Raw genomic sequence first — 21,986 nt, forward strand, 5'->3', positions numbered from 1 at the left:
GCTCCGACCCGCGTGGATTGCCGCAATGTGTCGCTTCGGAGGGCGGAGAAGCGACGTTCTCCGGCAAATCACGCGAACGGGCGTCAGGGCATCGCGGCCTTCGCGGCCAGGATCCGGGTCACCGCCGCGTCCACCTTCGCGGCGAACGCGCTGTCGTTCTGCGCCTTTGACAGCACGGCCTGGTGCATCTCGGGGTAGACCGACGAATCGGCCGAGACGAGCAGCAGGTCGATCCCCGCCTCGACGGCGAGCGTCGCGCGGTCGGCGGGCGACCACGCCTGCACCTGTTGCGCCGCCGAGAGGTCGTCGGTGGTCACCACGCCGTCGAAGCCGACGGTGTCGCGCAGCACCCCGACCACCGTGGGCGAGAACGCGGCGGGCGCCGAGGAGTCGATCTTCTCGTAGATCGCGGTCGACAGCATGACCACGGCGGGTCCCTCCGGCAGCACCGTCGAGTACACGCCGACGTCGGCGCCGTCGGCCGTGACGAAGTCGTCCGTCACCCCGGCGGTCGTGTCGGTGTTGTCGCCCACGTGCCCGAGCCCGGGGAAGTGCTTGAAGGTGGGCAGCACCCCGCCGTCGCGCATCCCGGCGGCGAACGCCCCGGCCTTGGCTGCCACCGTCGCCCCGTCGTAGCCGTACTCGCGCTCGAGTTCGCCGATCGGCGGGTTGCTCTGCGCCGTCTCGGGGCTCGTGACGATGTCGGCGACGGGAGCGAGGTTCATGTTCACGCCGGCCTGCGCGAGCTGCCCGCCCCAGGTCGCGGCGTTGCGGCGCAGGGTCGCGTCGTCCTGCTGCCCCTGGTCGACCGCGGAGGGGATCTCATCGAACCCGGGGCCGCTCAGCACCTGGACCTCGCCGCCCTCTTGATCGGTGGACACCCACAGCAACGGTTGACCCGCGGCCTGCGCCGAGGTGAATGTCGACACGAGCTGGGCGGTCGCCTGCGCGCCGGCATCCGATCTCCCGTGCAGGAAGATCCCGCCGATGTGATCGTCCGCGACCGCCGAGAGGGTGGTCTGGTCGGCTCCGTCGACGGACGTGCCCACCATGAACATCTGCCCGACCCTGTCGTCGAGGCTCATCCCCGCGAGCGGGTCGGTCGTGGGCGTCGGCGTGGGTGTCGGTGAGGGAGAGGGGGATGCCGTCGGACTCGGCGTCGGAGCGGGCTCGGGGACGCACCCGGTGAGCGCGAGCGCGGTGAGCACGAGAAGGGCGCAGGTCCGTGTGGCGGTTTTCACCCTCCGATGTTCTCGCCCGGGGCGCCGGAATCACGGACCCTTGCGCCGGGACTCGCCGCGCCTCCGCGCGGGAGGGGTGCCGCCGCACCCCACCGAGCGGCGCACCTCAGCCCCGGCGCGTCGCCCTCGACGCCGTCGGGCGAGCCTCAGCCGCACCCCACCGAGCGGCGCACCTCGGCCCCGGCGCGACGCCGACGCCACGGTCGGGCGGACCTCAGCCGTTCCCTCGCGAACAGGTCGCCTGGTCGGCCTTGCTGCCGCTGACGCTCGCCGGCAGTTCGACGACCTCGGGGCCGGGGGTGGCATCCGTCGCTCCGGGCGTCGGGGTCTCGGGCGCCGTGGGCTCGGCCGTGGGGGCCGAGGGGTCCAGCGTCACGCCCTCGTTCGCGCCGAGCTCACCGGTCAGCGCGATCGGGGCGTTGCGGGCGAGGGCATCCCACAGGACGGCGGCACCGTCGAGGTCGGGAACGACCTTGTCGCTGTCGTCGGGGTCCGGCAGTACCGGGTACTGCACGAAGGTCGTGTCGCTGAGCGGGACATCCTTCAGCGTGTATGCCAGCTGCGCGATGCGGACGGGGTCGGCGAGGCTCTCGCTCGGGGTGACGTTGTTGACCGCGGTGTTCGCGAGCCCCAGCAGGGTTGCGGGGTTGGAGAGCACCTCTTCGCTGCGCACCTTGTTGAGCAGTCGCGAGAGGTACTGCTGCTGGTTGCCGATGCGGGCGAGGTCGCTGCCGTCGCCGATGCCCTTGCGCGTGCGCAGGAACGCCAGGGCGTCATATCCCTGCACGACGCGCGGGCCGGGCTCCCAGTTGATCCCGGCGTCGTAGTCGTTGATGCCGTCGCCGCCGATGCACACCTCGACGCCGCCGACGGCGTCGGTGATGTTCACGACGTTGCCGAAGCTCACCTTCGCGGCGAAGGGGATCTGCTGACCCGTGAGGTTCGATACCGTGCTGGCGACGCACGCGAGGCCGCCGGCCTCGTACGCCGTGTTGATCGACGCCTTCCACGCTCCGGACGACACCGAGCCGTCCTCGTTGGTGCACTCCGGGATCTCGAGCCGCAGGTCGCGCGGGAACGAGACGACGGTGGCGCGGCGCGGAGCCTCGGACACGTGCACGAGGAGGTTGACGTCGTTGCGGATGCCCTCGGCCTCGGGATCGCTGCAGCGTTCGCCGAAATTGTCCTTGACCTGGTCGTCGCACTCGTCGGTTCCGACGATGAGCACGTCGAACGCTCCCGCGTACTCGCTCAGCGACGGGGCTTGCGAGGGGGCGTCGGGGAGCGGCACCGCGGCCTCCTGCAGGCGCTGCGACAGCATCCAGGCGTAGACGCCGCCGACGGCGACCGCGGCGACGACGGCCACGGTGAGGCCGATGGCGAGCAGTTTCAGTCCTCGGCGCCAGCCCGAATCGGGACGGCGGCGGGCGTGAGCGGCGGAGGGTTCGGGGGGCACGGCGTCAGTAAACCACGCCCCTCGCAAAGAACCCCGGACGCGCGCGACGGGGCGACCGATGGCATCCGGCCGCCCCGCGCGTGAGTGTGGTGTTACTGGCCGCCCTCGGTGAGGGTGACGTCGATCGGCGTGTATTCACCGTCGACGGTGACGCCCTCGTCCTTCAGCTCGGAGAGCGCCTTGTCGATGTACTCGTTCGAGTACGCGGAGTCGGCCGGCTCGGTCGTGATGAGGTTGAGGCCGTCCTGGTTGACCGCCTTCAGCGCGCCCTGGACCGTCTTGTCCCACGCGGCGGAGTCGATCGTGCCGAAGTCGCCGCCGGTCCAGATGAGCTTGTTGACCTCGTTCATCTGCCACAGCTGGTGCACGGGTCCCACGGGGAACGCGTTCACACCGGGAGCCGTCGCGGCCTTGTAGGTGATGTCCGCCGCCTCGGTGGGGTTGTCGCGGGCGAAGACCCAGCCCTTCGTCACGGCCTTGAGGAAGCGCGTGGCGGCGTCGGCGTACGCCGGATCGTCGGAGAGACGCTTCGTGTCGGCCCAGATCGCGTCCTGCAGCATGGCGCCGGCGGTGTCCTGGTACGAGATGACGTTGATGTCGTCCATCGTGTAGAGCTTGCCGGTGGCGGGGTTCACCGTCTCGAGCAGCTGCGCGAGCTCGTTGTACGTCATCGCCTGGGCGGCATCCACGTCCTTGTCGAGGAGCGCGTTCATCGAGAAGTCCTGCGTGGTGATCTTCACCGTCGAGGCGTCGAGACCCTTGTCGGCCATGGCCGCGAAGATCTCCCACTCGTTGCCGAAGCCCCACGAGCCGATGCGCTTGCCCTCGAAGTCGTCGACCGACGTGATGCCGGAGTCCTTCCACGACACCTGGGTCGTTCCGGACTTCTGGAACACCTGGGCGATGTCGGTGAGTTCGACGCCCTGGTTCTCCATCGTGCCGAGGACCTTCGGCACCCAGGCGACCGCGAAGTCCACGTCTCCGGCGACCAGCGCGTCCTGCGGCACGATGTCACCGCCCGAGGGGATGACGTCGACCTTGTCGAAGCCCTCCTCCTGGAAGTAGCCCTTGTCGAGGGCGACGTAGTACCCCGCGAACTGCGCCTGCGGCAGCCACTGCAGTTGCAGCTTCACCGAGGTGAGAGGCGTGAAGTCGGCGTCGGATGCCGCGGGTGCGGAGCTGCCGCCGGAGCAGGCGGAGAGCGCGAGGGCGGCGACGCTGACGCCGGCGATCGCGCCGAACGTGCGTCGGATGCTGTGTCTCATGGAAGGTCCTTCCGGTTCGGGTGGAGCGTGTGGCGGGTGGTGCAGGCTCTTTCGTCGTGGGGTGGATGCCGATCAGCTGCGCGCGCGTCCGGCACCGAGGCGGCGCGCGACGAGGCGTTCGAGCAGTGAGGTGACGAGGAAGAAGACGAGGCCGATCACGATGCCTCCGCCCACGAACGCCCAGGCGAGGGAGGCGCGTCCGGACTTGGCGTAGGTGGCGATCGCCGTGCCGATGCCGTCGGCGGGTCCGCCGAAGTACTCGGCGACGAGGGCGGAGATGACGGCGAGGGATGCAGCGACCCGCACGCCCGTGACGAGGTACGGCAGGGCCGTGGGGAGCGTGAGGCGCAGGAACGTCTGGCCCCCGGTCGCCGCGGTGGCGCGGAAGAAGTCGCGTTGCACGGGCCTGGTCTGACGAAGCCCCCGGAGAGTGTTGACGAACACCGGGACGAACGCGGCGATCCCGGCGACCGCCTGGCGACCGAACTGGCTCGAGGCCCCGAACATCGTGTTGAAGATCGGGGTGAGCGCGACGATGGGGACGACGGCGAGCGCGGCGACGAGGGGCGCGGTCATGCCGTCGACGGGGCGCCAGGTGGCGGCGAGGGCGGCGAACAGGATCGCGAGCAGGCTGCCGGCGAGGAGGCCGACGAGGGCGTTCGTCCCCGTGATCCCCGCGGCCTCGGCGATCAGGCCGAAGCGCTCGACGAACTCGTTCGCGACCGCGAAGGGGTCGGGCAGCATCCGTGGGGCGCTGCCCGAGGCGACGAAGGCGTACCACGCGGCGAGTCCCGCGACACCGACGACGAGGGGCGCGAGCAGCCGCACCCACCCGGGGAGTCGAGCGGCCGTCATCGCTCGTTCGCCCGGTGCAGGGGCGAGCCGTGGAGCGCTTCGCGGACGGCGGTGACGCGCGAGAAGTACTCCGGCGACTCCCGGAGGAGGTCGTCGCGGGCGCGGCCCGGGCGCGTGTCGACGATGTCGGTGATGCGTCCGGGGCGCGGGCTCATCACCACCACCCGGTCGGAGAGGAACACGGCCTCGGGGATCGAGTGGGTGACGAACACGACCGTCGCTCCGGTCTCGGCGGCGATCCGGGCGAGCTCGCTCTGCAGATGCTCGCGGGTCATCTCGTCGAGCGCGCCGAACGGCTCGTCCATCAGCAGCAGCTTCGGCGAGGCCGCGAGGGCGCGGGCGATCGCGACGCGCTGTTGCATGCCGCCGGACAGCTGGTCGGGGTATCGCCCGACGAAGTCGGTCAGACCCACGAGCTCGGCGAGCTCGGCGACGCGAGCGTCGCGGCGGCTGCGGGTCCACCGGTGCAGTTCGAGAGGCAGCGCGATGTTCGCCGCGACGGTACGCCAGGGGAGAAGACCCGCCTGCTGGAACGCGATGCCGTAGTCCTGGTCCAGTCGCGCTTGCCGTGCCGTCTTCCCGGCAAGGGAGAGCTCGCCGCTGGTTGCGGTGTCGAGGTCCGCGATCAGGCGGAGCAGAGTCGATTTGCCGCAGCCGGAGGGGCCGATGAGCGAGACGAACTCGCCGGCCGCGATGTCGAGGTCGACGTCGGTCAGGGCGATCACCTCACCCCCCGCGCTCGGGAAGACCTTTCCGAGCCCGCGGGCCCGAACAGCGGTGTCGGTGGTCATGCGGTGTCCTCCCCGCGACGGAAACGATGAAGGGCCACGCCGACCAGGGCGACGCCGCCGGCGGCGACGAGTCCCATCACGACGGTGCCGAAGGTGGGAGCCCAGGGCGCGGCGGGGTCGGACGACGCCTGCCCCGCGAGCTGGATGAGCATGCGGCCGATCCCGCCGCGCAGGCCGATCGACACCTCGGCGACGACGGCACCGACGACGGCGGATGCCGCGGCCAGGCGGAGCGCGGGGAGCAGGTGCGGCACGGCGGCGGGAAGGCGCAGGTGCACGAGGGTCTGCCACCACCCGGCGGAGCTCGAACGCATGAGGTCGAGGTGGAGGGCGTCCGGGGCTTCCAGCCCGCGGAGCATGCCGACCGCGACGGGGAAGAACGCGAGGTACGACGCGATCAGCGCGACCGAGAACCATTGCGGCCAGGGGAAACCGGAGCGATCGATCTGCGTGCCGAGCGCGTTGACCACCGGCGCGAACGCGATGAGCGGCACGATCTGGCTCACGACGATCCAGGGCAGCAGTCCCGCCTCGACCAGGCGCCACCGCTGCATCGCGATCCCCAGCAGCGAGCCGACGACGACGCCGATCAGCCACCCCAGCGCGGCGAGGCCGAGGGTGGTTCCCGCGGCCTGGACCACCGACAGCAGCAGCGGCGGCGTGTCCCCTCCGCTGGTCGGCGCGAACATCCGCGCGATCATGTCCCACACGTGCGGCATGGCACGGTCGTGCGTGCGGGGGAGCAGGATGACGCCCGACCCGGCCGATCCGTCCCCGCCCACGGTCACGCCGTCCGCCGGCCCGAGGAACTTGTAGAGCTCCCAGAGGGCGATGACCGCCGCCACCCCGGCCGCACCCCAGCCGATCCGGGCCGCCGCGGTGCGTCCGCGTGCGGACGCGGCTCTCCCGACGATCGCGGTTTCGCCGGGCGTGACGACCTGATCGGTCACGGGGCGCTCACCGCTTCGCCGTGACGTGCTCGGACAGGGCCGGGATCACGGTCTCGCCGTACACCCGCATCGTCTCCTCCTTGTTGTCGTGCTGGAGGTAGCCGGCGAACTGCGTCACGCCGAGGGCGCGAAGCTTCTCGAGCTTGGCGATGTGCTCCTCGGCCGTCCCGAGCACGCAGAAGCGCTCGACGATCTCGTCGGGCACGAAGTCGACGTGGTCGTTGTCGCTCTTGCCGTGCGAGTTGTAGTCGTACCCGGTGCGCCCGGCGATGTAGTCGGTGAGGGCCGCGGGCACATCGGAGCCGTCGCCGTACTTCGCGACGATGTCGGCGACGTGGTTGCCGACCATGCCGCCGAACCATCGGCACTGCTCGATCATGTGCGCGCGCGACTCGGGGGTGTCGTCGCCGATGTACATCGGGGCGGCGACGCAGAACGCGATCTCGTCGGGGTCGCGGCCGACGTTCTCGGCGGCCTGGCGGACCGTCTTGATCATCCACTCGGCGATGTCGAGGTCGGCCAGCTGCAGGATGAAGCCGTCGCCGACCTCTCCGGTGAGCTTCAGCGCGAGAGGCCCGTAGGCGGCGACCCACACGTCGAGCTTCGACCCGCGGCTCCACGGGAATTGCAGGGTCGCGCCGTTGTACTCCACGGCCCGGGAGTTGCCGAGCTCGCGGATGACGTGGATCGACTCCCGCAGCGCCTTCAGCGTCGTGGGGCGCCCGTTCGTCACGCGCACGGCCGAGTCTCCGCGGCCGATGCCGCAGATCGTGCGATTGCCGTACATCTCGTTGAGGGTGGCGAAGGTGGACGCCGTGACGGTCCAGTCGCGGGTCGCGGGGTTCGTCACGAACGGGCCGACCGTCACGCGGCGTGTGGCCGCGAGAATCGCCGAGTGCACGACGTACGGCTCCTCCCACAGCAGGTGCGAGTCGAAGGTCCAGACATGGCTGAAGCCGTGCGCCTCGGCGAGCTGCGAGAGCTGGATCGTGCGGGCAGCGGGCGGGTTGGTCTGGAGGACGACGCCGAAATCCATGGGTTCTCCTCTCAGACCAGGTACTGGCTCAGGCCGCGCTTGACGAAGCGCCCGTCGCCCTTGGCGCCGATGTACGCGCCGTCGTCGACGACGACCTTGCCGCGCGAGATGACGGTGTCGACGTGCCCGTCGATCTCGTAGCCCTCCCACGCGGAGTGGTCCATGTTCATGTGGTGGGTCTTGCCCACGCCGATGGACGTGTGCCCGGCCGGGTCGTAGACGACGATGTCGGCATCCGCTCCCGGGGCGATCACGCCCTTCTTGCCGTACATGCCGAACATGCGCGCCGGCGTCGTGCTGGTCAACTCCACCCATCGCTCGAGGCTGATCTGACCGGTGACGACGCCCTGGTACATGAGGTCCATGCGGTGTTCGACCGAGCCGATGCCGTTGGGGATCGCGCGGAAGTCGCCCTGCCCGAGGGTCTTCTGGTCCTTCATGCAGAACGGGCAGTGGTCGGTGGAGACCATCTGGATGTCATTGGTGCGCAGCGCCTGCCACATGTGGTGCTGGTGCCCCTCGTGCTTCGAACGCAGGGGAGTGGAGCACACCCACTTGGCGCCCTCGAAGTCGCCCCACTCCTCGCTCGAGGCGCCGAGCTGGTCTTCGAGAGAGAGGTACAGGTACTGCGGGCAGGTCTCACCGAACACGTTCTGTCCGTTGTCGCGCGCCCACGCGAGCTGCTCCACCGCCTGCTTCGCGCTCACGTGCACGACGTACAGCGGCGCGCCGGTGAGGTTCGAGAGCATGATCGCGCGGTGCGTGGCCTCCTCTTCCATCTGCCACGCGCGCGCGACGCCGTGAAAGTACGGCGAGGTCTTGCCCTTCTCGATCAGCTGCTCGGCGAGCACGTCGATGACGGGCCCGTTCTCCGCGTGCATCATCGTGAGCAGCCCCGTGTCGGCGGCGACCTGCATCGCCCGGAGGATCTGCGCGTCGTCCGCGTAGAAGACACCCGGGTACGCCATGAACATCTTGAAGCTCGAGATGCCCTCGTCGATCAAGCCGGGAAGAGCGGCCAGGGAGTCGGCATCCACCCCTCCGACGATCTGGTGGAAGCCGTAGTCGATCGCGCAGTTCCCCGCGGCGAGCTCGTGCCAGTGTGCGAGACCGTCCTGCACGCGCTCGCCGGCGCGCTGCACCGCGAAGTCGACGATCGTCGTCGTGCCGCCCCAGGCTGCGGCGCGGGTGCCGGTCTCGAACGTGTCCGAGGCGCTCGTGCCGCCGAAGGGCAGCTGCATGTGGGTGTGCGCGTCGATGCCGCCCGGGATGACGTACTTCCCGGTCGCGTCGATGACGGTGTCGACGGATGCCGCGAGGTCATGGCCGAGCAGGGTGGAGCCGGGGGCGAGGACGGCGGCGATCGTCTCGCCGTCCAGCAGCACGTCGGCGGCGCTGCGCCCCGTCGCCGAGACGACGGTGCCGCCCGTGATGAGGGTGGTCGCCATCTCAGGCCTCCACGATCTCGCCGTAGGTGTCGGGCCGGCGGTCGCGGTAGAACTGCCAGTCGTCGCGCATCTGCTGCACGAGGTCCATGTCGAGGTCGCGGATGAGCACCTCCTCGTGCTCGGAGGAGCCGACGGCGCCTACGTGGTTGCCACGCGGGTCGATGACCTGGCTCGTGCCGTAGAAGGTGACCGCATCCTCGCCGTACTCGTTGTCCTCGCGGCCGACGCGGTTCGGCTGCAGCACGAAGTAGCCGTTGGCGACGGCGGCGCACGGCCCCTCGACCTCCCACAGGCGGTTCGACAGGCCCGGCTTGGTCGCGTTGGGGTTGAACACCATGTGCGCGCCGTTCAGGCCGAGCTCCCGCCATCCCTCGGGGAAGTGCCGGTCGTAGCAGATGTACATCCCGACCTTGCCGACGGCGGTCTCGAAGACGGGGTAGCCGAGGTTGCCCGGGCGGAAGTAGAACTTCTCCCAGAACTTGTCGAGGTGCGGGATGTGGTTCTTGCGGTAGCTGCCGAGCACGGTGCCGTCGGCGTCGACGAGCACGGAGGTGTTGTAGTAGACGCCGGTCTGCGCCTCCTCGTAGATCGGAAGCACGGAGACGAGCCCGAGCTCCTTCGCCAGGGCGGCGAAGCGCTGCACGATCGGGCCGTCGACGGGCTCCGCGTAGCGGTAGTACTTCTGGTCCTGCGTGATGCCGAAGTAGGGGCCGTAGAACAGCTCCTGGAAGCACACGACCTCGGCGCCCTGCGCCGCGGCATCCCTCGCGAACTGCTCGTGCTTGTCCAGCATCGATGCCTTGTCGCCGGTCCACGTCGTCTGCGTGATGGCCGCTCGCACCGTCGTCATCGGGTCCTCCTCGCTCTCGACCGTCCGTCTGTGCGGTCGTGTCGTGTTCTGTTACTGTCGCGCCTGAACATTTCTCCACGATTTCCACGAGTGACACCGCCGTAAATTGGGGGCCCATGATCCCGCCCGACTCCTTCGTCGAGCGCACGTCGGCCGGCCTGGCCGCCGAGATCGCGAGGCTCGTGAGCGACGGGACGCTCGCACCGGGGGAACGACTGCCCACGGTCCGCGACGTCGCCGCCGCCCTCGGGGTGTCGACGGGAACCGTCGCGTCGGCATGGCGGGCGCTTGCCGACGCGGGAGTCGTGTTCTCGCGCGGCCGTGCCGGGACGTTCGTCCGCGCCGAACGGCGGGAGTGGCTGAGCCCCCGAGTGCAGGGGATGTCGGCCGCCCGCGTCCCCGGTGCGCCGCGGGGCCTCGGGGCCGGGCGCGACGTCGCAGCGTTGCGCCTCGACCTCTCGCTCGGCACTCCGGACCCCGCGATGCTTCCCTCCATCGAGCGCGCGCTCGCCCTCGCTCGCCCGCGCGCCGACACCGGGCGGTACCACGACCTCCCGGTGCTCCCCGACCTCTACGACGTTCTCCGCGAGCAGTGGCCCGTGCGTGGCGTCGAGGAGCTCACCGTCGTCGACGGCGCCCTGGACGGCATCTCGCGCACGCTCGATCAGGTGGTGCGCTTCGGCGACCGCGTCGCGGTCGAGTCGCCCGGGTTCCCCTACTTCTTCGACCTGATCGAGGCCGCCGGCGCGGTGCCGGTGACGCTCGAGTCCGACGCCGACGGTGTGATTCCGGCATCCCTCGCCCGTGCTCTCGCGCTCGGACCCTCGGCCGTCCTGCTCCAGCCGCGCGCGCAGAATCCGACCGGAGTGTCGATGTCGTCCGAGCGCGCACGTCGACTCGCGAACGTGCTCCTGAGCGTCCCCGGCGGCACCCGGGTCACGGTGATCGAAGACGACCACTCCGCCCTCATCGCGAGCGCGCCGCCGGTGACCCTCGCGCTGTGGCTTCCGGCTCAGGTCGTCCACGTGCGTGGGTTCTCGAAGTCCCACGGCCCGGACCTGCGCATCGCGGCCCTCGGCGGTCCGTCGGCGATCGTCGACCGGATCGTGCGCCGACGCATGCTCGGCCCCGGCTGGACGTCGCGGCTCCTGCAGTCGGTGCTGTTCGAGCTCCTCACCGATCCGCGCTCCACCGCGCCGGTGCGCACAGCGCGCCTGATCTATCGCGACCGTCTCGACCGTCTGGCCACAGCCCTCCGCCGCCTCGGCATCGACGTCGGCGACCCCGACGGCATCAACCTCTGGATGCCGGTCCGCGACGAACGTGCCGCGCTCGTGCACGCGGCTGCCGAGGGGATCGGCATCGCCGCCGGGTCTCCGTTCGTCGTCGACCCCGACACCTCGCCGTCGGGTGGGGACCGTGTGCGGGTGACGGCCGGATCGGTCGTCGAGAACGTCCGGCTCGTCGCCGAGGCGCTCGCCCGCGCGGCCTCGGCCGCACCGCTGGCGTAGACGCGTCAACCCCGGAGTCGATGTCGGTGGGGACTTCTAGGGTTGAACGCATGACCGTTCCTTCTGTGCAACTCAACGACGGAAACTCCATCCCCCAGCTCGGCTACGGCGTGTTCCTCGTGCCCGCCGACGACGCCGAGCGCGCCGTGTCCGAGGCTCTCGAGGTCGGCTACCGCCACATCGACACCGCCGCGATCTACAAGAACGAAGAGGGTGTCGGCCGCGCGATCGCCGCGAGCGGCATCCCGCGCGACGAGCTCTTCGTCACGACCAAGCTCTGGAACGACCGGCACGACGGCGACGAGCCGCTCGCCGCGATCGACGAGAGCCTGCAGAAGCTGCAGCTCGACGCCGTCGACCTGTACCTGATCCACTGGCCGACGCCGAAGAACGACAACTACGTCCACGCGTGGCAGAAGATGATCGAGATCCGCGACGCCGGCAAGGCCCGCTCGATCGGCGTCTCGAACTTCCTCGTGCCGCACCTCGAGCGCATCGTCGCCGAGACGGGCGTGACCCCCGTGGTCGACCAGATCGAGCTGCACCCCGCCCTCAGCCAGCGCGAGATCGCGGCGTGGGGTCAGGAGCACGACATGCACATCGAGTCGTGGGGGCCGCTCGGCCAGGGCAAGTACGACCTGTTCGAGATCCCCGCGGTGAAGGATGCCGCCGAAGCCCACGGCAAGAGCCCCGCCCAGGCCGTACTGCGCTGGCACATCCAGCACGGCTTCATCGTGTTCCCGAAGTCGGTGCGCCGCGAGCGCCTCGAGGAGAACTTCGACCTTTTCGACTTCGAGCTCACCGCCGACGAGATGGCCGCGATCGACGCCATCGACCCGGGCGACGGCTCGGGCCGCGTGGGCACGCACCCCGACGACCTGAACTGACCGCGGGCGCCCCGCGCGTATGAACCGCCTCGCGAACGCCTCGAGCCCCTACCTGCGGGCCCACGCCGACAATCCCGTCGCGTGGTTCCCGTGGGGGCCCGAGGCGTTCGCGCTCGCGGCCGAGAGAGACGTCCCCGTGATGGTCTCGATCGGCTACAGCACCTGTCACTGGTGCCACGTCATGGCGCGGGAGTCGTTCGAGGATGCCGAGACCGCCGCCCTCCTCAACGACGGCTTCGTGTCGATCAAGGTCGACCGCGAGGAGCACCCCGATGTGGATGCCGCCTACCTCGACGCCGCCTCCGCCTTCACCCCGCACCTCGGGTGGCCGCTGACGGTGTTCGTGAGCCCCGAGGGTCGCGTCTTCTACGCGGGCACGTACTTCCCGCCCGTGCCCCGGCCCCCGCAGCCGTCGTTCCGTCAGGTCCTCGCCGCGGTCCGCGAGGCGTGGACCGAACGGCGGAGCGACGTGGATGCCACCGGCTCCTCGCTCCGCGACGCTCTGGCCGCTGCGGCCACCGCTCCGGCAGACGCGCCGCCCACCCTCGAACAGCTCGCCGCCGCCGCACGCACCGTGGCCGCCCGTGAGGACCGCGAGTACGCCGGCTTCGCGGCGGGTCCTGCGTTCGAGACCCCGAAGTTTCCCAACACCCCCGTGCTGAGGTTCCTGCAGCACCCCGCGCTCGCGTCCGAGGTGCCGGATGCCGCAGCCGTGGCATCCCGTGCCCTCGCCGCCATGGCGGCATCCGATCTGCACGACACTGTCGAGGGCGGTTTCTTCCGCTACGCGACCCGCCGGGACTGGAGCGTGCCGCACTACGAGCGCATGCTCACCGACAACGCCGGTCTCGTCGAGGTCGCGCTCGCCGCGTCCGACGAGGCGACGGCGACGGATGCCGCGCGATTCCTGGTCGACGTTCTGCAGCTGCCGTCCGGCGGGATCGCCGCGGCACAGGACTCCGAGTCCATCATCGACGGCAAACGCTCGGAAGGCGGGTACTACCGGGTCGCCGACCGCTCGGCGCTGCAGCCGCCCGCCCTCGACGCCAAAGTGGTCACCGGCTGGAACGGCCACGCGATCGCCGCGCTGGCCGCCGCCGGAACACGCACCGACCCGCGGTTCCTCGAGGCCGCGCGCTGGGCTGCCGACGCCGTGCTCGAGAGCAACGTCGCCGACGACGGCACCCTCCGCCGCGCCTCTCTCGACGAGATCCGCTCCGCCGCCCCCGCAACACTCGAGGACTACGGCGGACTCGCCCGCGGTCTGCTCGCCCTCGCGCGGGCGACGGGCGAAGTGGCCTACGCCTCCCGGGCGCGTGCCCTGATCGACGCGTGCCTCGGCGACGACGGCATCCATCCTCCCGGTGGGGGAGACCCGGTGCTTCTCGCGCAGGGGATGCAACCGCACGGCGTCCCGAGCGACGGCGCCTCGCCCTCGGGGCCGTCAGTCTTCGCGGCAGCCGCCCTCGATCTCTGGCGTCTCGGTGCGGGGGAGCGGTACCGGACCGCCGCCGAGACGCTCGTCCGCGCGGCGGCGGACGGCGCGTTGGCGACGCCGCTCGCGCACGGCGCGATCCTCGAGGTGGCCGTGGGACTGGCATCCGCCCCGCGTCAGGTGGTCGTCGTCGGAGAGGCGGATGCCGAGATCGCCGACGCCGCGCGACGGGTCGCCGCCGACGTGGTCGCGGTGGTCGCACCGGAACAGGCCGCGGCGTTCGCCGAGGCGGGCTTCGCGCTCTTCGAGGGGAAGACCGCGCTCGGCGGCGAGGCGACGGCCTACGACTGCCGCGCGTTCACGTGCGCGCTGCCGACGACGGATGCGGCGCAGTTGGTGTGACCTTGCCCTGCGCGACGTAGATCCGGCGAGTGCTCCGGGCATATGCGCCGCGCCGCCCGGCTCGCGCGCAGCGCCGCCACGGACTGTCGAGCCACGAGGGCGAACACCGGATGCCGCCCGGCTCGCGCGCAGCGCCGCCACGGACTGTCGAGCCACGCGGGCGAACACCGGATGCCGCCCGCCCCGCCCGCGGGTGAAAATGCCCTCCGCGCGCCGCGGAACGACGCGGAGCACCGCGGAACCTGGGAAAACCTGATGCCTAACCTCAGCGGAGCCTGAGTCGGCAGGCGACGTTCTCCGCCACGTCGGGCGGTCTCCGCGGGGTGGGCATGCGCTTCTCTTCTCGTTTCTGGCTGGTCTCCGTGCTGGCCACGGTCTCCCTGGTGATCGGCGTGGCCGTCCCACTGCATGCGGCGATGGCGGTCGCGCCGGCGACTCTCCGTCCCGAGGAGGTGCCGAGCGAGAACGCTCCTGCTCTCCCCTCAACCGATGAGGCCACCGCCGCCCCTCAGCTGCCCGAGGGGTCTTTCGCGATCCCCTCCGACAAGACGCTGCCCCGCGACAGCACCGAGGTCATCCCGGATGTGACGCCGCCGCCCGTCTCGGACGCCGTGGCCGAGTGGGAGAAGCGCTCTGTCGACACGTCTGGCCTGCGCCGCGTCGACGAGTCCGAAGATGTCACGCGGTACACGAACGCCTCCGGGTCGACCGTCACACGTGTGTCGTCCGAGCCCGAGCGTGCGCGGGACGACAACGGCGAGTGGGTCGATGTCAACACGTCCGTCTCGCGGGATGGTGACGACTGGACGGTGCGGAACCACCCTCTCGATCCGGTTTTCCGTGGCGGGCGCGACGACGCCCCGTCCGTGGAGGTCTCGCGCGACGGGCACGACGTGTCGTTCGCGCTCCTCGGCGCGGAGTCGGGCGAACTCGCCGCCCCGTTCTGGTGGTGGGACGACTGGGAGGAACTCACCTACCAGGACGTCTTCGGAAGTGCCGACCTCGAGTACCGCGTGGAACCGGGGGCGGTCAAAGAGTCTCTCGTTCTGGACGCCACGCCGACGAAGCGCTCCTCGTGGACCTGGCGGATCGACGCGGGCTCGTTGACTCCCGCCCTCGGCGAGGCGGACTCGGTGATCTTCACCGATGAGGCCGGAGTCGAGGTGCTGATGATCCCGACCCCCATCGCCACCGACTCGAGCGGGGCCGAGGGCGAGCGCGAGAGCGCGGGGACGGCGCTCAAAGTCTCGCTCTGGCAGGCGAGTGACGGATCGTGGCGGTACACGCTCCGCGCAGATCGGACGTGGTTGAGCGATCCCGCCCGCGTGTACCCGGTCCGTATCGACCCCACGGTGATGACGCCGAACGGTGCGTCGGCTTACAAATCGGACGGAACGGTGTGGCGAGGCAGCCAGATGGTCGGAAACACCCGCGAGGGCGGGCGAAACCGCTTCTGGCGATCGGTGGTCGCATTCGACTACGGGGCGATTCCGGGGAAGTTCATCGCGGCGGCGAACATCGGTGTCGGATACGACAACCAGGGCACCACGTCGATGCAGACGGGGTGGGTGCAGCACGCCAGCAGCTTCTCGTACAACGGGATGGGGTCGCACCTCGGCAACTACAACCTTTCCACGGGCTGGGCCGATGTCGAGGGTGACGGTGTCGCCGCGCGCCTGGCGAGCAACCTTCGAATCGGTGACCGCCCGGCGTTCATGATCGGCGGCTGGGAGGGGTCGTCGTACTCCTTCAAGCGTGTGCAGTCCGACCTTTGGGTCGAGTCGTGGGATTACCCGTCGGTGTGGGGTACGCGAGTCGGAGACGGGTGGACGGGAATCGGCCTGGCACCGATCCTCGGGGTCTCATCGACGAACCCCGGCGGGCGGCCGCAGCAGTATGCGTTCGAGCTCGCCACCGACCCCGGGATGACGAACATCATCGCCGCGCGCAACTGGGAGAGCGGTCAGCAATACCAAGTGCCTGCGGGTCTCCTGCGGACCGGCACACCGTACTACTGGAGGGTCTCGCTGGTCGACGACCTCAATGGGCTCTGGGGGCAATCGACCTATCGCCAATCACCGACATACACCTTCACGACGAACGCCGTTCCGTTGCCGGACGCCGCGACCGCGACGCCCGGCAGTGCGGTGACCGAAACGCCGACCACGGTGACCACGCTCACGCCGACCCTGCGCGTCGGTGCTGTCTCCGACACGGACGCCACGGGCGGGGCGATGACCTACCAGTTCAAGATCGCCACAGGCCAAGACGCGCGGTCCGGTGCGGTCGTGACGTCGGGGTGGATCACCGCAGCCGATGGTGTGGCCTCGTGGACGGTGCCGCAGGGAACGCTCCAAGACGGCGGTGTCTACTCGTGGACAGTGACGACCAATGACGGCCAAGACATCAACACCGAGAACGGGTGGGTCCGTCGCCTGCGCACCGACTTGAGGCTCGGTTCCTCGGGACCTTCTCCCTATGACACAGCCGGCGCGGTGACGACGAACCTCGCCAACGGCAACGTGAATGTGTCCTTCGCGTCTCCGACGGTGCAGACACTCGGCGGCGCTATGGGCATGTCGTTCACGTACAACTCGCAAGAGGTGGCCGATGCCAATCGCGGGTTGACCGGCGAGTACTTCGACGCGCGGTCCGGCGGCGTTGCTCCCTCTGCCCCCAGCGGATACGTCTTCACCGACAAGACCGCGGCTCTCGTCCGTACAGACCCCGCGGTCTCCTTCCGTTGGGGTCTCGGGGCGCCGACCGACGCGCTTCCCGTCAACCATTTCCTGGCGCGGTGGACCGGCTTCCTGACATTGCCCTCGGCGCTGGTCGGCCGGGAGATCCGGTTCGGCGCATCGCACGACGACGGCATCCGCGTCTTCTACGACGGTCGCCAGCAGTTCGAGCGGTGGCAGGGCGGTGCGTGGGTCACTGCGGCGGGCTCCACCGTCACCGCGAGCGGCGGCGCCAAGCCTCTGCGCGTGGAGTACTACGAAGAGACGGGCGACGCCCATGTCGACCTCTGGATCGAGTACACCCCCGAGGGGGCGTCCACGCCCACCCGTATGACCATTCCGCCAGACTGGTTCACCAAGCGGGTCACGACTCTGCCGCAGGGCTGGGGTGCCTCCGTTCCCTTGGCGGGGGCGTCGTCGAACTGGGTCTCCGCGCAGATCACCGACGCCTCGGTCGTCCTCACCGACACGACGGGCAAGGCCCACACCTACACGAAGGCCTCCGCGGGCGGCTACACCGCCCCGAGTGGGGAGTACGGCGTTCTCTCGCTCGACGGCAACGGCTGGGTCGTCTTCACCGATGAGGACGGCACCGTCTATCACTTCACGAAGGAGGGCCGCGTGACCTCGGCCACGCCTCCCGAAGATGTTCGGAAGGCCGCGGCCCCGCAGAGCATCCTGAACGCCAACGGCGTCGCCATCGAGGTGGTCGACCCGGTGTCGAAGAGCGGCGACCAGTACACCCGCAAGGTCTCTTTCACCTACCAGACCGGTGACCGCTCCGCCTGCCCCGAACGGCCGGGCACGGGGTTCGCGAAGGCCCCTGTCGACATGCTGTGCCGTATCTCGTACCCGGACGGCTCGGAGTCTCGGCTCTTCTACAACGGCAACGGTCAGCTTGCGGCAATTCTCGACCCGGGCGACGAGCTGACGCTTTTCGGTTACGACAGCGCCGGCGGATTGCTGAGCCAGATCCGGGATGCCGCGGCCAACGACAGCATTCCCGTCCCGGTCGCGGCGGGTGCCGCCGACCCGGGTACGACCTCGATCACCTACGACGGTTCGCGGGCCACGGGGGTGACCCTGCCCGCGCCCGACGGCGTGACGACGTCGGAGCGGCCGTCGCGCACCTATTCCTACGGTGATGGCCGCACCACGGTCTCGATCGCGGGTCTCCCGGGTGTCTCGCAGACCGTGACTTTCGACGCGGCGTGGCGCCAAACGGCATCCACGAGCGCGATGGGCGTCACCACGAGCCAAGAATGGGACCCGGCGAAGGACCTCGTGCGTCGGACGACGGATGCCACGGGGCTCGTGTCGACCCGCGTGTACGACCGCACCGACCGCCCGGTGGCGGTGTATGGCGCGGCACCGGCGGCCTGTTTCGCCTCCGACGGGCGGCCCGTCGGACAGCCACTTGATGCGGGCGGCTGCGGAATCGTCCCGGCATCGAGCAGCACCGTGTACGACGGTGGGCTGAACGGTCTGCAGGCCGCGTACTACTCGAACACCGAGAAGCTCTCGGGCAAGCCGGAGGCCTACAGTCTCGGCATCGCGGGCCTCACCGGAGGGGCTGTCGACCGGGACTGGGGAACGAACGCACCGATCGCGGGGGTGTCGAGCGATCACTGGTCGCTGCGGTTGACCGGCCTCATCACCTTCCCTGAGGCGGGCACCTACCGCCTCCGCACGACGAGCGACGATGGCGCGCGGGTGTGGCTCGACGACGTGCTCATCATCGACCGCTGGGGCGCGCCCGCCGGAACCGACGGCACGAGTGCCGCTTTCACCGTCGCCGCGGGAGACGTACGCCGTATCCGGATCGAGTACTTCGACATCACCTCTTCGGCTTTCCTGCAACTGAAGTGGGCGACGCCGTCGAACGGAGAGTTTGCGATCGTGCCCGGCTCGCAGCTCCGACCCGACTACCGACTCGTCACGTCGAGAACGGTCGACGACGCCACGACCATCGTGGGAGCGGCGGCACCGTCGGTGACGACCGCGAACACGTACGCCGACCCCGTGGTCGGGCAAGTGACCGAAAGCACCGTCGACCCGGGCGGTCTGGCACTGCAGAGCACCGCGACCCACGAGACGGTGAACGGCGCCGGGTGGCTCCGCCAGAAGTCGAAGGCTCTGCCGGCCGCCGCGGCATCCGGTTCGATCACGGATGCCAAGAGCACGACCCGCGCGTACTACGGCGACGCGGAGCAAGTGACCGAAGACACCTGCGGCGTGCCCGCAGGAACGCGCCAGTTCGGGATGTTGAAGTCATCGACGGGGCCGACACCGGCGAGCGGCCCCGCGATTGTGACCTCGTACGTCTACGACGTCATGGGTCGGACGGCCGGCACGCGTGTCACGGGTGACGAGGCGTGGTCGTGTACCACGGTCGATGCGCGCGGTCGCACGGTGAAAGAGGTCTCGGTGGGTGGCGCGGGTGTCGCGACCGACACGGTCACGACCACGTACACGCCGACCTCTTCTGGTCTGACGGTGACGGTGGCCGGGTCGCCCGTGCCCGGGTCGAGCACCTCGGCGACGACGACCCGGACCGACCTTCTCGGTCGCGTGGTGTCGTACACCGACGTGTGGGGCGTCGTGACGACCCCGGTCTACGAGTCGCTGACCGGACGCGTGCTCCGGGTGACGACCGCGGGACCGGGTGTTCCGTCGTCGACCACCGCGTTCGCGTACGACCGTGACGGCAAGACGACCACGGTGACGTTCAACGGTCAGGTGTATGCGGCGTCGTCGTTCGATGCGAAACAGCGGATTGCGCAGGTGTCGTATCTGGGTGGTTCATCGCTGGGTGTGGCCTGGGATGACAAGCGCGGCTCGATCGGGGCGCAGGCCTGGTCGTTCCCGGCATCCGCGCCGATCACCGACGAGGTGACGCGGTCGGTGGCGGGTCGGGTCGTGCGGGAGCGGATCTCGCAGGGGGGTCGGGTCGTCGAGTCGACGTATGGGTATGACGCGGCGGGGCGTTTGGTGTCGGCGCAGATTCCGGGTCATGAGCTGTCGTATGAGTTCGCGTCGTCGGGTGGGTGCGGTCCGAACACCGCGGCCGGTGCCTCGGGGAATCGGACGCGGTCCGTCGATCGGTATACCGCGCCCGGGTCGTCTGCGGCTCTCGTGTCGACGACGGACTATTGCTACGACTGGGCGGATCGTCTGCTCTCGAGCAGTGTGTCCGGGGCGGTGCGGGGAGCGTCGTCGGTGTCGGATGGGCTCGGCGCGGGTGAGCTCGCGTATGACGCTCGCGGGAACACGACGCGGCTGGCGGATCTGTCGATCTCGTATGACGCCGACAACCGGCATGTCGCAACGAGTACGGCGGCGGGGTCGAAGGTCTCGCTGGTGCGGGATGGTTCGGGTCGTGTGGTGTCGCGGTCGGTGGATCCGGCGGGTGATGCGCCGGCGGTGACGTCGCGGTATGTGTATGCCGGGGCGGGGGACAGCCCCTGGGCGGTGGTGTCGGGGGATGCCGCAGCGACGGTGTTCCTGTCGCTTCCCGGTGGGGTGACGGTCGATGTCCCGTCTTCGGGTGCGGCGTCGTGGTCGTATCCGTCGCTGCAGGGGCACACGCTCACAACCGGCGACGGGTCGGCCTCGTCGGGTGTGCAGTTGTATGACCCGTTCGGTCAGCCGTTGGAGTCGGGCACCCTGGCGTTGGGTACCACGGCGGCGAATGACTCGGGTGCGGTGAATGGGACGACGGGGTGGCATCAGGGTGCGCAGAAGCTGACGGAGTCGGTGGACTCGGCGCTGCTGGTCGAGATGGGTGCCCGGTTGTATGTGCCGGCGTTGGGTCGGTTCTTGCAGGTCGACCCGGTCGAGGGCGGCGTCGACAACGACTACGTCTGGCCGACCGACCCGATCGGGAAGAACGACCTGAGCGGGCAGTTCGCTATCGCGGCGGCAGCACCCCTTCTCGCCTTTGGGCCTTGGGGGTGGGCCGCGTTGATCGCGGTTGTGGTGGTCGTGACCCTCGTGGCCATTGCATCTTCGCCGAGTTTTCAACGGGGAGTTGCGTCGATGAGAACCGGCATTATGGAGATGGCGCACCGCAAGAAAACGAGTGCTCGCAACGCGGATCGGCGTGGCCACGGTGCAGACAAGCAGGGCAAGGCCCCCGATAAGCACACGAACGCTCAAAGTCACGGTGGTCGTCAGAAACCCAACTTCAAGCCGAACGCAAACAAGCGCAGCAGTGGCTACTTCTCGAGGCGAGCGCCGTACCAGAGATTTGCTTGGTGACCAGAACATCTTCCGCGGGGAGCGTATGAACAGGACAATATCTTCCGGGAATGACTACGAGGCGTTCTTACGTCGAGTCCGCGCGACGGACGGCAACGACCAGGTGACGTATGTCACAGCCTCTGGAGTCGTTCTGTCGCAGGCTCTTGTTAATGAGCTGTGCACCGCCGAGGGGCCGGCAACAGCGATGTATCTTCTCGGCGCATACGTTTGGTCTGAACCCGCCGGCGAGTTAGAGGGTCTAGAAATATTTCGGACGGCCGCGACCCTCGGCTCGGTTAGCGCAGTGCGGGCACTTGGTGATGCGCTCAACTGGATGGGGTTGTATGAAGAGTCGGTGCCGGTACTGGAGGCGGCGTTGCGGAATGAGCCCGACGACCCTCGCCTTCATGGTCTCCTCGGACTCTCGATGTACGAGTTGAAGCTTGACGAGGGTGCGCAACTTCACCTGAGAATTGGTTTGCGCGCTGATCCCTCGCTCGCTATTGCGCTAGCGCATATTCGACGTCGAGTTGGAGACGAGGTGGAGTATCGGGATCTCATCACTGAAGCAGCGCATCGTGATGTTTATGGCGCTCACGTTCTTGCAGGCAATTTCTTCGCGGAACAGGGCGACAGGGTCCGTGCTGCAGATTTGTATCGACAGGGAATCTTATCCGGTGATGCGCATTCTGCTTTCAACCTTGCTTGTTTGTTCTACGACGACGGCCAGCTGGAAGAAGCTCGTCGGAACTTTCATCTGGCGCGCGAGATGGGAGATTTGCGCGTGTCGCCGTTCGATCAGGTCGAAAAGTGATTTCGGCGACGCCGGGTGCCTCGCGATTATCCGAGCGAGCCGATGGCTCAGGTTTACCGGCTCTT

At 69.3% G+C, this 21,986-nt stretch carries 14 protein-coding genes; 5 read left to right on the forward strand and 9 right to left on the reverse strand.

Annotated features, from left to right (window positions below):
* Positions 1 to 83: 83 nt before the first annotated feature.
* From QE388_RS13060 to QE388_RS13100, 9 genes are all read right to left on the reverse strand, one after another.
* Positions 84 to 1,241 (reverse strand): glycoside hydrolase family 3 N-terminal domain-containing protein, encoded by a 1,158-nt coding sequence (locus QE388_RS13060; RefSeq protein ID WP_307385714.1) that lies wholly within the window; start codon positions 1,239 to 1,241, stop codon positions 84 to 86.
* A 214-nt stretch (positions 1,242 to 1,455) separates the two neighbouring features.
* Entirely contained in the window at positions 1,456 to 2,697 is a 1,242-nt protein-coding gene (locus tag QE388_RS13065) for an LCP family protein (RefSeq protein WP_307385715.1), read from the reverse strand.
* Between the two features lie 92 nt (positions 2,698 to 2,789).
* On the reverse strand, positions 2,790 to 3,962 hold the full coding sequence (locus tag QE388_RS13070; protein WP_307385716.1) for an ABC transporter substrate-binding protein: 1,173 nt from the start codon (positions 3,960 to 3,962) through the stop codon (positions 2,790 to 2,792).
* A gap of 72 nt (positions 3,963 to 4,034) precedes the next feature.
* Positions 4,035 to 4,817, reverse strand: a complete 783-nt coding sequence (locus tag QE388_RS13075; protein ID WP_307385717.1) for an ABC transporter permease — start codon at positions 4,815 to 4,817, stop codon at positions 4,035 to 4,037.
* Positions 4,814 to 5,608, reverse strand: a complete 795-nt coding sequence (locus QE388_RS13080; RefSeq protein WP_307385718.1) for an ABC transporter ATP-binding protein — start codon at positions 5,606 to 5,608, stop codon at positions 4,814 to 4,816. Before QE388_RS13080 ends, QE388_RS13075 begins: the two co-directional genes overlap by 4 nt.
* On the reverse strand, positions 5,605 to 6,558 hold the full coding sequence (locus QE388_RS13085) for an ABC transporter permease (RefSeq protein WP_307385719.1): 954 nt from the start codon (positions 6,556 to 6,558) through the stop codon (positions 5,605 to 5,607). The genes QE388_RS13080 and QE388_RS13085 overlap by 4 nt, the downstream gene beginning before the upstream one ends.
* Positions 6,559 to 6,565: 7 nt before the next feature.
* Complete coding sequence (locus QE388_RS13090; RefSeq protein ID WP_275799777.1) at positions 6,566 to 7,594, reverse strand: TIGR03842 family LLM class F420-dependent oxidoreductase; 1,029 nt, start codon at positions 7,592 to 7,594, stop codon at positions 6,566 to 6,568.
* A gap of 11 nt (positions 7,595 to 7,605) precedes the next feature.
* Complete coding sequence (hydA, locus tag QE388_RS13095; RefSeq protein WP_307385720.1) at positions 7,606 to 9,042, reverse strand: dihydropyrimidinase; 1,437 nt, start codon at positions 9,040 to 9,042, stop codon at positions 7,606 to 7,608.
* Position 9,043: 1 nt separating this feature from the next.
* Positions 9,044 to 9,892 carry a nitrilase-related carbon-nitrogen hydrolase gene (locus tag QE388_RS13100; RefSeq protein ID WP_275799779.1) on the reverse strand — a complete coding sequence of 283 codons (849 nt, stop codon included), beginning with the start codon at positions 9,890 to 9,892 and terminating at the stop codon, positions 9,044 to 9,046.
* Between the two features lie 116 nt (positions 9,893 to 10,008).
* Between QE388_RS13100 and QE388_RS13105 the strand changes: the two genes are divergently transcribed.
* The 5 genes from QE388_RS13105 to QE388_RS13125 all read left to right on the forward strand — a co-directional run bounded on the left by QE388_RS13105 (position 10,009) and on the right by QE388_RS13125 (position 21,921).
* Positions 10,009 to 11,403: an aminotransferase class I/II-fold pyridoxal phosphate-dependent enzyme gene (locus QE388_RS13105; protein WP_307385721.1), complete on the forward strand. Its 1,395-nt coding sequence runs from the start codon at positions 10,009 to 10,011 to the stop codon at positions 11,401 to 11,403.
* A 50-nt stretch (positions 11,404 to 11,453) separates the two neighbouring features.
* Positions 11,454 to 12,290: an aldo/keto reductase gene (locus QE388_RS13110; protein ID WP_307385722.1), complete on the forward strand. Its 837-nt coding sequence runs from the start codon at positions 11,454 to 11,456 to the stop codon at positions 12,288 to 12,290.
* Positions 12,291 to 12,309: 19 nt separating this feature from the next.
* On the forward strand, positions 12,310 to 14,127 hold the full coding sequence (locus QE388_RS13115; RefSeq protein ID WP_307385723.1) for a thioredoxin domain-containing protein: 1,818 nt from the start codon (positions 12,310 to 12,312) through the stop codon (positions 14,125 to 14,127).
* 329 nt (positions 14,128 to 14,456) lie between these two features.
* A complete protein-coding gene (locus tag QE388_RS13120) occupies positions 14,457 to 21,125 on the forward strand; it encodes a PA14 domain-containing protein (protein ID WP_307385724.1) in 6,669 nt (2,222 codons plus the stop codon).
* The gene (locus tag QE388_RS13125; RefSeq protein WP_307385725.1) at positions 21,079 to 21,921 is read left to right on the forward strand and encodes a tetratricopeptide repeat protein; all 843 of its coding nucleotides are present in this window, start codon (positions 21,079 to 21,081) and stop codon (positions 21,919 to 21,921) included. Before QE388_RS13120 ends, QE388_RS13125 begins: the two co-directional genes overlap by 47 nt.
* The last annotated feature ends 65 nt before the right edge of the window (positions 21,922 to 21,986 follow it).

It is taken from the genome of Microbacterium sp. SORGH_AS_0969 (assembly GCF_030818255.1).
In the GTDB taxonomy this organism is placed as follows: domain Bacteria; phylum Actinomycetota; class Actinomycetes; order Actinomycetales; family Microbacteriaceae; genus Microbacterium.

Excerpts from the sequence above, each read along its gene's own strand:
- QE388_RS13070 (WP_307385716.1), bottom strand. The coding sequence starts at position 3,962 with ATGAGACACAGCATCCGACGCACGTTCGGCGCGATCGCCGGCGTCAGC.
- QE388_RS13075 (WP_307385717.1), bottom strand. The coding sequence starts at position 4,817 with ATGACGGCCGCTCGACTCCCCGGGTGGGTGCGGCTGCTCGCGCCCCTC.
- QE388_RS13080 (WP_307385718.1), bottom strand. The coding sequence starts at position 5,608 with ATGACCACCGACACCGCTGTTCGGGCCCGCGGGCTCGGAAAGGTCTTC.
- QE388_RS13090 (WP_275799777.1), bottom strand. The coding sequence starts at position 7,594 with ATGGATTTCGGCGTCGTCCTCCAGACCAACCCGCCCGCTGCCCGCACG.
- hydA (WP_307385720.1), bottom strand. The coding sequence starts at position 9,042 with ATGGCGACCACCCTCATCACGGGCGGCACCGTCGTCTCGGCGACGGGG.
- QE388_RS13100 (WP_275799779.1), bottom strand. The coding sequence starts at position 9,892 with ATGACGACGGTGCGAGCGGCCATCACGCAGACGACGTGGACCGGCGAC.
- QE388_RS13105 (WP_307385721.1), top strand. The coding sequence starts at position 10,009 with ATGATCCCGCCCGACTCCTTCGTCGAGCGCACGTCGGCCGGCCTGGCC.
- QE388_RS13110 (WP_307385722.1), top strand. The coding sequence starts at position 11,454 with ATGACCGTTCCTTCTGTGCAACTCAACGACGGAAACTCCATCCCCCAG.
- QE388_RS13115 (WP_307385723.1), top strand. The coding sequence starts at position 12,310 with ATGAACCGCCTCGCGAACGCCTCGAGCCCCTACCTGCGGGCCCACGCC.
- QE388_RS13120 (WP_307385724.1), top strand. The coding sequence starts at position 14,457 with ATGCGCTTCTCTTCTCGTTTCTGGCTGGTCTCCGTGCTGGCCACGGTC.